At 38.5% G+C, this 10716-nt stretch carries 12 protein-coding genes; 10 read left to right on the top strand and 2 right to left on the bottom strand.

Annotation, left to right across the window (positions count from 1 at the left end; genetic code table 11):
- The first annotated feature begins 142 nt into the window (after positions 1-142).
- Genes I7X29_RS14940 through I7X29_RS14930 form a run of 3 tightly spaced genes read left to right on the top strand, consistent with a single transcriptional unit; the run spans position 143 to position 3792 of the window.
- On the top strand, positions 143-1468 hold the full coding sequence (locus I7X29_RS14940; protein ID WP_088594644.1) for an anaerobic C4-dicarboxylate transporter family protein: 1326 nt from the start codon (positions 143-145) through the stop codon (positions 1466-1468).
- Between the two features lie 56 nt (positions 1469-1524).
- Positions 1525-2583: an L-asparaginase 2 gene (gene ansB / locus I7X29_RS14935; RefSeq protein WP_198475816.1), complete on the top strand. Its 1059-nt coding sequence runs from the start codon at positions 1525-1527 to the stop codon at positions 2581-2583.
- 51 nt (positions 2584-2634) lie between these two features.
- Positions 2635-3792, top strand: coding sequence for a porin (locus I7X29_RS14930; RefSeq protein ID WP_198475814.1), 1158 nt, complete (start codon positions 2635-2637; stop codon positions 3790-3792).
- 82 nt (positions 3793-3874) lie between these two features.
- Here the strand turns inward: I7X29_RS14930 and I7X29_RS14925 are convergent, their stop codons facing one another.
- Both I7X29_RS14925 and I7X29_RS14920 read right to left on the bottom strand, forming a co-directional pair.
- Entirely contained in the window at positions 3875-4390 is a 516-nt protein-coding gene (locus tag I7X29_RS14925; protein WP_009413480.1) for a KdsC family phosphatase, read from the bottom strand.
- Positions 4371-5141, bottom strand: coding sequence for a Rossmann-like and DUF2520 domain-containing protein (locus tag I7X29_RS14920; protein WP_198475818.1), 771 nt, complete (start codon positions 5139-5141; stop codon positions 4371-4373). Before I7X29_RS14920 ends, I7X29_RS14925 begins: the two co-directional genes overlap by 20 nt.
- A gap of 130 nt (positions 5142-5271) precedes the next feature.
- Here I7X29_RS14920 and I7X29_RS14915 point away from each other — a divergent pair, with 130 nt between their 5' ends.
- The 7 genes from I7X29_RS14915 to I7X29_RS14885 all read left to right on the top strand — a co-directional run.
- Complete coding sequence (locus I7X29_RS14915; RefSeq protein WP_009413482.1) at positions 5272-5856, top strand: LUD domain-containing protein; 585 nt, start codon at positions 5272-5274, stop codon at positions 5854-5856.
- Positions 5857-5859: 3 nt separating this feature from the next.
- On the top strand, positions 5860-6702 hold the full coding sequence (locus I7X29_RS14910) for a phosphatidate cytidylyltransferase (protein WP_009413483.1): 843 nt from the start codon (positions 5860-5862) through the stop codon (positions 6700-6702).
- Entirely contained in the window at positions 6702-7478 is a 777-nt protein-coding gene (gene dapF / locus I7X29_RS14905; RefSeq protein WP_009413484.1) for a diaminopimelate epimerase, read from the top strand. The genes I7X29_RS14910 and dapF overlap by 1 nt, the downstream gene beginning before the upstream one ends.
- Complete coding sequence (locus I7X29_RS14900) at positions 7475-7972, top strand: GNAT family N-acetyltransferase (RefSeq protein ID WP_198475812.1); 498 nt, start codon at positions 7475-7477, stop codon at positions 7970-7972. The genes dapF and I7X29_RS14900 overlap by 4 nt, the downstream gene beginning before the upstream one ends.
- Before the next feature lie 8 nt (positions 7973-7980).
- Positions 7981-8799 (top strand): ZIP family metal transporter, encoded by an 819-nt coding sequence (locus tag I7X29_RS14895; protein ID WP_198467615.1) that lies wholly within the window; start codon positions 7981-7983, stop codon positions 8797-8799.
- A gap of 103 nt (positions 8800-8902) precedes the next feature.
- On the top strand, positions 8903-10177 hold the full coding sequence (gene glyA / locus I7X29_RS14890; protein ID WP_198475810.1) for a serine hydroxymethyltransferase: 1275 nt from the start codon (positions 8903-8905) through the stop codon (positions 10175-10177).
- A 272-nt stretch (positions 10178-10449) separates the two neighbouring features.
- The coding region (locus I7X29_RS14885) for a type IX secretion system membrane protein PorP/SprF (RefSeq protein WP_198475808.1) at positions 10450-10716 on the top strand (267 nt) is incomplete at its 3' end.

The raw sequence follows: 10716 nt of genomic DNA, 5'->3' as shown, positions 1-10716 counted from the left end.
CTCATTTTCTGATAGTTATTTTAAAATACGGTTTTATCTGTTAAGAAAAATACGATATTTGTTAAAAAAATATCGTATTTTTCTTTTTTCTTTCCTAAAACTTTCGTACCTTTGAACCATAATTATGATTTCTTAATTGAATATGATATATATAGAATTATTAATCGTGCTCCTCGCTATCTTTGTAGGAGCCAGAGTAGGAGGTATCGGGCTCGGTATCTTCGGTATGATAGGTTTAGGAATTCTGGTCTTTTGTTTCGGACTCAAACCTGGTAATCCGCCTATTGATGTAATGCTTATCATTGTAGCAGTTATTACAGCGGCTGCTACCTTGCAAGCAGCGGGAGGTTTAGATTATTTGGTGAAGGTAGCCGAGAAAATTCTGCGTAAAAATCCTGCTATGATTACCTTCTTGGCGCCTGTAGTCTGCTACTTTTTTACTTTGTTTTCAGGTACAGGCCACATTGCCTATTCGCTTTTGCCTATCATCTCCGAAATTGCTACCGATAGCAAGGTACGCCCTGAGCGTCCCCTTTCTATATCGGTAATAGCTTCGCAACAGGCTATTACAGCCAGCCCTATTTCGGCAGCTACAGCCGCTTTACTTTCAGCTGAGCTCTTAGGTAGTAAAGGTATTACGTTAGGTAATATTTTGATGGTGTGTATCCCCGCTACGATTATCGGGGTGATTGTAGGCGCCATAGCCGTGAGTTTTATGGGCGTTCCTCTCGAAAAAGACCCTGAATACCAACGCCGTTTACGTGAAGGGCTTTTAGAAAAAGAAAGTCATACCGCTTCGCAAATGACCGGTAAAGACCTGCAAAGAGCCAAAACGTCAGTGATTATATTCCTTATAGGAGTCCTCTCTATCGTACTTTTTGGTTCTATTGATAGCCTTCGTCCATCTTTTGAAGTAGGAGGTGAGAAAGTACAAATGGGAATGACCCAACTCATCGAAATTATAATGATGTCTATCGCTGGCTTGATGATTATCTTTGCTCGAGTAGACATCAACAAAGCAGTAAAAGGTTCGGTATTTATTGCAGGTATGCAAGCCGTGATAGCTATTTTTGGGATTGCTTGGATGGGAGATACCTTTTTCAATGGCAATATTGAGTTCTTCAAAATGCACATCGAACAAATAGTTACTCAATATCCTTTCCTCTTTGCAGTAGCCCTTTTTGTAATGTCTGTTCTTTTATTTAGTCAAGCCGCTACGGTACGAACTCTTTATCCGTTAGGGATTGCCTTAGGCATTCACCCAATGGCAATGATAGCAATGTTCCCTGCGGTGAATGGCTATTTCTTTATCCCTAATTATCCTACCGTAGTAGCTGCTATCAATTTCGATAGAACAGGTACCACTCGCATAGGCAAGTACGTGCTGAACCACTCGTTCCAAATTCCTGGTTTTGTAGCTACTATTGTAGCCATTGCAGTAGGTTACCTAATAATTATGTTTATGTGAAATATCTAATTTCTAATTCTTAACTTTCCATTTAAAACTAATAACTAAAATTATATATGATAACATTGATGAAAAAAATTGCCCTCTCATTGCTCTTAATGATGACTGTGGCAGTCTTTGCGCAACAAAAGCCAAAGATTCGTATTTTAGCTACCGGTGGTACTATCGCAGGAGTAAGTAAATCAAATACTGAAACCAACTATAAAGCTGGTGAACTCGGTATTTACCAACTCTTAGATGCAGTCCCTGAAGTGAAGAATGTAGCCAATATAAGTGGTGAACAAATTGTGAAAATCGGTTCACAAGATATGAACGATGAGGTATGGCTCACACTTGCCAAACGCATCAACCAGCTCTTAAACAAAGAAGGGTATGATGGTGTGGTAATCACTCACGGTACCGATACAATGGAAGAAACCGCTTACTTCCTCAACCTTACCGTACACAGCAAAAAACCTGTGGTAATGGTAGGAGCAATGCGTCCTGCTACAGGTATGAGTGCCGATGGCCCTCTAAACCTCTATAACGCAGTAGTAACTGCTGCCGATAAAAACGCTATGGGGCGTGGGGTAATGGTGTGTATGAACGACATCGTACTCGATGCTAAAGATGTCATTAAAACCAATACCACTGCTGTCGAAACTTTCCAAGGTGCTAACTATGGCAAATTGGCATACATTCACAATGGCAAAGTATTCTTTAACCGCACTCCTGAAAACAAACATACTTATCAATCTGTTTTCAATGTAGATAACTTTAAAGAATTACCTAAAGTAGGCATTGTATACAGCTATTCTAATGTATCTGAATTGCCAATGAAAGCCTTTATGGACGCTAAATTCGATGGTATTGTACACGCTGGAGTAGGCAATGGAAATCTTTATCACACTATCTTTGATTTGGCAGTAAAAGCAAGAGAGCAAGGCATTCAGTTTGTGCGTTCTTCACGCGTACCTACAGGAGCAACAACTCTCGATGCCGAAGTAGACGATGCTAAATATCAATTTGTAGCTTCACAAACACTCAACCCACAAAAAGCTCGTGTTCTATTGATGTTAGCACTCACTAAAACCAAAGACTGGAAACAAATCCAAAAATATTTCAATGAATATTAGAAATCAGGAATTAGGTAATAGGAATTAGCTATTTCCTAAAAAAGAATACGTATGAAAAAGATATTATTAGCAGTGAGCCTCCTCATAGGAGGTATCGCCTCAGCGCAACAAGATTTGCAAAATCAAATTAACCAATTGAGGGCAGAAATCGATCAGCTTAAAGCTACCGCTCCTGCGCCTCTATCTATGCCTGAAAATCAAGGAGAACAGCCCTTTCATAAGAAGTTTAATATGTACTTCAACTTTCAAGGAAGTTTTGATGTAGAAAAAGCAAAAGACCAAGATATGACAGCTAAGTTCTATGCACGCCAGTTGCGATGGGAAGTAAGAGGTGATATTACCGACCGTATTTTCTACCGCTTTCGTCATCGTTTGAATAAATCAAATGCAAGAGCTTCTTTGGATAACCTTGCCAAAGCTACTGATATGCTTTATGCAGGGTTCCGTTTAGATGATAAATGGACACTTACTGCAGGAAAAATGTGTCAAGCTTGGGGTGGTTTCGAGTTCGACTTAAACCCAATGAATATTTATGAATATTCTGATTTCCTTGAGAATATGGATAACTTTATGTTAGGAGCAATGATTACTTATGCACCTAACGAGAATCACGAATTTAACTTCCAAATTACTGATGTACGCAATGATAAATTTGCAGATATTTATGGTACAACTTCACCTACTATCAGCGAAAGTAAAGCTCCTCTTACCTACATCTTTAATTGGAATGGTAATCTGTTTGATAATCTTATCCAAACTCGTTGGGGAGGTGGTTTGCAAAGTGAAGCCGATGGCTATAACAACTGGCTCTTGATGTTGGGAACTAAACTCAATTTGCCTAAGTTCCAAGTCTTCTTTGATTATATGATGGCTAATGAACAATTAGATAGGTTGAAATATACTCCAAAGAGTGGCACTACACTTGTAAAAGATGCCAAGTACAATAGCTTTGTACTAAAAGCCGAGTATCAACCTGTACCTCATTGGAATATTTTTGCTCAAGGTATGTATGAAACTGCTAAAAGTGATTTACCCAACAATGAACTTAAGGGTATAGGGTATTTTGCAGGAATTGAATATTTGCCTTTTGAAAAACAAGACTTGCGTTTCTTTTTGGCTTATATAGGAAGAAGTCGCGAAAAAGATAACATTACAGATAATACCAATCGCGTGAGCCTCGGGTTGATGTATCGCATCAAAGCGTTCTAATAATTAGCTAATAAATAAATCAATACAAAAAGCTGTTCAAAAAATAAACTTTTCTTGAGCAGCTTTTGTTAATTATTAATTGTTAGTTGAAATCAAACCAATCGCCACGTACTTTTAGTACTTGTTCAATCACATCGCGTACAGCCCCTTGTCCGCCATCGCGGTGAGATATGTAGTGAGCAACTGCTTTTACCTCGGGCACAGCATCTTGAGGACAAGTAGCTAAACCTGAGTGTTTCATAGGAGGAATATCAGGGATATCATCTCCCATATAGAGAATTTGTTCCGTTTTAAGCCCTTTGCTCTTTTGGTACTCTAAAAAAGTTTCGAGTTTCTCGTGGCGGAGCATAAAAATATCGGTTACCCCAAGGTTTTCAAAACGCTTTTGTACCCCTACATTGCCACCACCTGTAATAATGCAGATGGTATATCCTTTAGCAACAGCTGTTTTGAGGGCAAAACCGTCTTTCATATTCATACTGCGTAAAAGGTCACCATCATTGTTTACAAATACTTGGGTATTAGTAAAAACCCCATCTACATCAAAAATGAATGTGGTGATGTCTTTCAATTTTTCTTTATAATTCTTTTCTTCCATAAGTGTTTATTATTGAATTTGTAATAATCTCATATATTTCTTTATAGTTATTGTTATCTAACATTGCCAAGTGGTTAGCTATGGTTAGAGAATCGTTGCGTCGTGCAGGACCTGTTTGAGCATCGTAAGCCGAGGTGTTTTGTAGTTTTGCAAAAGTTTCAGTGAGTAATGGTTGTAGAATTTCAAAAGGAACCTCATTTTTCTTACATATCTGCTCACTTATATATACCAAATGGTTACTGAAATTATTCATAAACACAGCGGCGAGGTGTAGTACCCTGCGTTGGTAACTGTTCAATGCGTATGTTTTTGCGGAAAGCAATAAAGCCAAACGTTGTAGTAGGTAGAAATCATTAGTGTTTTCAGCTTCCAAGCAAAAAGGAACACTATTGAAATCTACAAGCGTTTGTTTGTTCATCGTTTGCAGAGGATAGAACACGCCACGCCTATTTTTAGAGTCAATAGCCTCAATAGAGGTGTTACCTGAAGTATGCACTACCAATTGGTTTTCAAAAGGTAATTTTTTGGATATTTCAGCAATAGCCTCATCTTTCACAGCGATAATACACACATCAGCAGGGCGCAAAAAGTTGAGATGATGCGTTTCCTCTATTTCAAAAGTATTGAACTCAGAGCTTAATTCGCTCCGGCTGTAGAGTTGCTGAAGTTGTACCTCTGGGTGATTATAGAATGCACGCGTGAGTTGGTAAGCCATATTGCCTGCTCCTATAATATTGATATGTACTGCCATATAGGTCGTTTTTGATGCGGCAAAGATAGGCATAAATTTTTAATTTTTTTCACTGAAAATGCACAGATTCATTTATTTTGTATATATTTGCAAAAAATATGTAGATAACACATCATTTTACAGTGTAGGAATGAATTTTTTCGCCAAGATATTTAAACGTAATAACATAGAACCACCCCAGCAACTTACAGAAGATGAGCAATTTGCAATGAATTTTACCAAAAATGGTGGTAAATTTATCTATTGTACCTCAGATCTTGAGGTGCAAGAAGTCTTTCGCAATATACTGAAAGAGTTAGGCGTTTATGTGAAAATGAGTAGTAATGCATCACCTGTGATCAATGAAATGTTTGAGGAACACAGCCCAATGTTTACATCCGATATTGATACTTCTAATGTCTATTTAATAGATTGTGAGTATCTTATAACTTCTCTCGGAGGTATAATGCTCTCTTCTCATCAGCTGAAACATCGGAAAATGGATGAATTGCCAGAGGTGTTTATCATTTTCGCCAAAACAAGCCAGATGGTAAAAGATATTCCAGAAGGAATGAAAGGTATTAAGAAAAAATATATAGGCCATATCCCTACAGGGCTTATTACTTTGCAAACTTTTACCGATAATCCTGATATACAAACAATTTCTAATTATGGTACAAGTTCTAAGAGGACATACCTGATACTGTTAGAAGATTTACCTATTGATAAACAATAATTTATGAACGAACTATTTAAAAGAACAATTACAGGATTTATTTATGTCTTCCTATTGCTATCAGCAATTATGCTCAACCCCGACGCTTTCGACTTCTTATTTTTGTCCTTTGGTATTATTTGCTTATTTGAGTTTAAAATGCTCATCAGGCTCAAGGAATTACATATATTTTTGCTTTTTTTGTTGGTTTGGTGGCTGTTTATTCACTTAAAAACTTATCCTTTCTCGGTTTATATACTGCTTTTGGCTACTTTGCTTACTAATATATACCTCACGATGATGCTTTTCAATGAAAAAACGCCTATCCGCAAGCAAAGTAACAATACTAAACTACTTATTAGCCTACTGTATATAGGAGGAGGTTGTATATTTATGCCTCTGATTTACAAATATGAGAATAACCCGAACCCTAATTATTTTTATCAGAATATATTCAACAACGAGTCGCAAATTACGATGATAGGAATGTTGTGTATTATATGGGCGAGTGATAGTTTTGCCTACCTTACAGGTAAAGCCTTTGGCAAACACAAGCTCTTTGAGCGCATTTCGCCTAAGAAAACTATTGAGGGTTTTGTGGGTGGACTCATAGGGGCGATGCTTATTGCTACGGCTATTTCGTATTACAGTGGCAGACCACTATGGCAATGGCTTATGTTGGCAGTGATTTTGGTGGTTACCGGTGCGGTGGGCGACTTGGTAGAGTCTAGCTTTAAACGAACTGCTAAAGTAAAGGACAGCGGGACGATACTGCCAGGACATGGTGGTTTGCTTGACCGTTTAGATAGCCTTATTTTTGCCTCACCTTTTGCGTACTTAACACTACTAATTTTTGACCTTTTTTAATGATGAATTTCTATAAATATCAAGGAACAGGAAATGACTTTGTGATGATTGATAATCGCGAAGAAAATTTTCCTAAAAATAACAAAACACTAATAGCACAGTTGTGTCATAGACGTTTTGGCATTGGAGCCGATGGACTTATTTTGCTTGAGAACGACCCGCAGTATGATTTCCGTATGGTATATTACAATTCCGACGGGCGCGAAAGTACAATGTGTGGCAATGGCGGACGCTGCGTGGTGGCTTTTGCTAAACAATTGGGTATTATAGAACACAAAACATTATTTATAGCTGTAGACGGAGAACATCGTGCAACAATTGAAGGTGATAATTATGTACATTTACAAATGAAGAATGTAACTGAGGTAGAAGAGCACAAAGGTTATGTATTCTTAAATACAGGATCGCCTCACCACGTACAATGGGTGAAAGAGGTAGATACCGTAGATGTGAAAGATGAGGGCGCCACTATACGCTATGGAAAACTTTATGCTACTCAGGGCGGTAGTAATGTGAATTTTGTGAGCAAAGGAGAAAATGGCTTTAAAGTGCGCACCTATGAACGTGGAGTGGAAGATGAAACCTACTCTTGTGGTACGGGCGTTACAGCCGTCGCAATTGCTTTATACCATACTAAACAAACAGAAAATCAATCTATCACTCTCTATACCCGCGGAGGTGATTTGCAAGTGAGTTTCGATAGAGTAGGTGAGGGGTATGAGAATATCTATTTGAGTGGTAGTGCTCAATTTGTATTTGAGGGAACAATAAAATGATAAAATTAAGAGCCTTAGAACCTGAAGATATAGATTTTTTGTATCTGTTAGAAAATGAAGAGAGTTTGTGGGAGGTAAGTGAAACCCAATTACCTTTTGCCAAACATTTGTTGCAAGACTATATACAGCACGCTCATCAAGATATTTACGAAGCCAAGCAGTATCGCTATGTAATAGCATTTAATGAAGAACCTTTAGGTTGTGTAGATTTGTATAATTTTAGTCCTAAACATAACAGAGCAGCGGTAGGAATAGCTCTCCTACCTCCTTATCGAAGAAAAGGTTATGCCAAAGAAGCCTTGCAACAATTGATAGCTCATACACAACAATACTTAGACTTACACCAACTGATTGCTTATATCCCTGCTGATAATGAGGTGAGTATACGCCTTTTTGAGAGAGTAGGATTTAGTTGCAGTGGTGTACAAAAAGACTGGCTTTACAGTCAAGGAGTTTATAAAGATATGTTATTATACCAAAATATTTTTAAATAGGTCATAAAATGTTACAGAACGTTATCACTTATTTAGAGACTATTAACCCCATACTTGCTGCCTTATACGCCACCATTTTCACGTGGAGTGTAACAGCTTTGGGGGCTGCAGTGGTATTCTTTTTTAAGAAAGAAAACAAAACCGTGTTAGATGGTATGTTAGGCTTTACAGGAGGGGTGATGCTGGCAGCTAGTGTGTGGAGTTTGATAATACCCTCTATTAATATGACAGAAGGTGAAGGCTTTATAAAGGTGCTACCTGCTACGGTGGGGATATTTATGGGAGCACTTTTTCTTTATGTATTAGATAAGTTATTACCACACTTTCACGCCAACTTCAAACAAACAGAAGGTATTAAAACCGATTGGCAAAAAACTACTTTGCTTATTTTAGCTATCACCTTGCACAACATTCCCGAAGGATTGGCGGTAGGGGTACTCTTTGGAGGGGTAGCCGCTGGTATTCCCGAAGCCTCTATTGCGGGAGCGGTAACTCTTGCCATCGGTATTGGGCTACAGAACTTTCCTGAAGGAATAGCTGTAGCGATGCCACTCAGACGTATGGGGGTGAGCAGATGTAAGAGCTTTTTTTATGGGCAACTTTCAGCTATTGTAGAGCCCATAGCAGGGGTATTAGGAGCTTTTGCAGTACTCTTTTTTACCCCAATACTCCCTTATGCCCTTGCTTTTGCGGCAGGAGCTATGATTTATGTGGTCATAGAAGAGGTAATACCAGAAGCCCAGCAAAATGAGAACACCGATGTTTCTACCATAGGATTTCTAGTAGGTTTTGTAGTGATGATGGCAATGGACGTGGTATTGGGCTAACAAATATTTCTTTACAGATGCTTGTGTGATACTGAAAAAAAGCATATATTTGCCCAGAAATAGAAGTAATGAGAAGAGTATTAAACAACAAAATAATTTTAATATGCAAAGAGACATTGATATTTTTGAACTAATTGAGGACGAGAGAGAGCGCCAAGAGTTGGGAATTGAACTCATCGCCTCCGAAAACTTTGTAAGCGACCAAGTAATGGAAGCAGCAGGTTCTGTACTTACTAACAAATACGCCGAAGGTTATCCCGGCAAGCGTTACTATGGTGGTTGTGAAGTGATTGACGAAATCGAACAAATAGCTATTGATCGCGCTAAAGCCCTTTTTGGCGCTGAATATGCTAATGTACAGCCTCATAGCGGTTCACAAGCCAATGCCGCTGTATATGCCACTTGTCTCAAACCTGGTGATAAAATCCTCGGCTTCGACCTCTCTCACGGTGGTCACCTTACTCACGGATCTCCTGTAAATTTCTCAGGTAGATTGTACGAACCTGTATTCTATGGCGTAGAAAAGGAAACAGGCCGACTCAATTACGACAATATATTGGAAATAGCTAAACGTGAACGTCCAAAAATGATAGTGGCAGGCGCCTCAGCCTACTCTCGTGATATCGACTTTAAACGTTTTAGAGAAATAGCCGATGAAGTAGGAGCTATCCTCTTTGCCGATATTGCTCACCCCGCAGGGCTTATCGCTAAAGGTCTGTTGAACGACCCTATCCCGTATTGCCATATCGTAACCACTACTACCCACAAAACCCTACGTGGCCCTCGCGGCGGGCTCATCTTAATGGGTAAAGATTTTGAAAACCCTTTCGGTATCAAAACTCCTAAAGGCGAAGTACGAATGATGAGCTCTTTACTCGATAGCGCAGTATTCCCAGGAAACCAAGGCGGACCTTTAGAACACATCATTGCTGCTAAAGCTGTAGCTTTCGGCGAAGCCCTCTCCGATGATTTCCTCTATTATGCTATACAAGTGCAAAAGAATGCGCGTAAATTAGCATCTGTACTTTTAGCTAAAGGCTATGATATCATCTCTAAAGGAACTGATAATCACTTGATGCTTATTGATTTGCGTAATAAAAACGTAAGCGGTAAAGAAGCCGAAGAAGCTCTTGGAAAAGCCGATATTACAGTAAACAAAAATATGGTGCCTTTCGATACCCGTTCTCCTTTTGTAACAAGTGGTATCAGAGTAGGTGTATCTGCCATTACTACTCGCGGACTCAAAGAAGCGGATATGGAACGCATTGCCGACTTTATAGACCGTGCGATTACTAATCGAGATAATGATGAAGTTCTTGAAGAAATAGCAGAAGAAGTAAATATGTTTATGGAAGATAGACCTCTGTTTGCTTACTAAAATAGAACTATAATGTAAAAAAATCCCAAAAGAGGCACTCTAAAATAAAAGGCGCCTCTTTTGTTTTTTTTAATCGTAACTCATTTATAAATAAATAGTTATATTAATTCTATGTTTTAGGTAATAGAGAAAAATTTCAACTATATAAAAAAAAATTATACAAAAGAGTGTCTTTTTGAACAAAAAGATGTACTTTTGCCGAGTTGTAGGTACTTACCCAAAGTACTATCAGTATAAAAATCAATAGCAAATATATAAAATACAGTTTTATTATGATTAAAAAAGCGTTGTTTTCAGCACTAACAATGTTATTCTGTACCGAGATTTTTGCCCAACAAGAATCTCAATATACTCAGTATATGTATAATACGATGCTCTTTAACCCTGCTTATACAGGGTCGCGTGAAGTAGGGAGTCTCTTTGGAATGTTTCGTACTCAATGGGTAGGTATCAGTGGAGCACCTACCAATGGGAGCATCAGTTATCACCAACCAATGGAACGCTTGCGTAATATAGGCTTGGGCGGGAGTATCTTCCGT

Origin of the sequence: Capnocytophaga periodontitidis (assembly GCF_016126015.1) — a bacterium.
Classification (GTDB): domain Bacteria; phylum Bacteroidota; class Bacteroidia; order Flavobacteriales; family Flavobacteriaceae; genus Capnocytophaga; species Capnocytophaga periodontitidis.
This window is presented reverse-complemented; position numbering and strand designations above follow the sequence as displayed.

Coding starts and splice junctions, on each gene's coding strand:
- I7X29_RS14940 (WP_088594644.1), top strand. CDS start 143: ATGATATATATAGAATTATTAATCGTGCTCCTCGCTATCTTTGTAGGA.
- glyA (WP_198475810.1), top strand. CDS start 8,903: ATGCAAAGAGACATTGATATTTTTGAACTAATTGAGGACGAGAGAGAG.
- I7X29_RS14915 (WP_009413482.1), top strand. CDS start 5,272: ATGAATTTTTTCGCCAAGATATTTAAACGTAATAACATAGAACCACCC.
- I7X29_RS14920 (WP_198475818.1), bottom strand. CDS start 5,141: ATGGCAGTACATATCAATATTATAGGAGCAGGCAATATGGCTTACCAA.
- I7X29_RS14930 (WP_198475814.1), top strand. CDS start 2,635: ATGAAAAAGATATTATTAGCAGTGAGCCTCCTCATAGGAGGTATCGCC.
- ansB (WP_198475816.1), top strand. CDS start 1,525: ATGATAACATTGATGAAAAAAATTGCCCTCTCATTGCTCTTAATGATG.
- I7X29_RS14910 (WP_009413483.1), top strand. CDS start 5,860: ATGAACGAACTATTTAAAAGAACAATTACAGGATTTATTTATGTCTTC.
- I7X29_RS14895 (WP_198467615.1), top strand. CDS start 7,981: ATGTTACAGAACGTTATCACTTATTTAGAGACTATTAACCCCATACTT.
- I7X29_RS14925 (WP_009413480.1), bottom strand. CDS start 4,390: ATGGAAGAAAAGAATTATAAAGAAAAATTGAAAGACATCACCACATTC.
- dapF (WP_009413484.1), top strand. CDS start 6,702: ATGATGAATTTCTATAAATATCAAGGAACAGGAAATGACTTTGTGATG.
- I7X29_RS14900 (WP_198475812.1), top strand. CDS start 7,475: ATGATAAAATTAAGAGCCTTAGAACCTGAAGATATAGATTTTTTGTAT.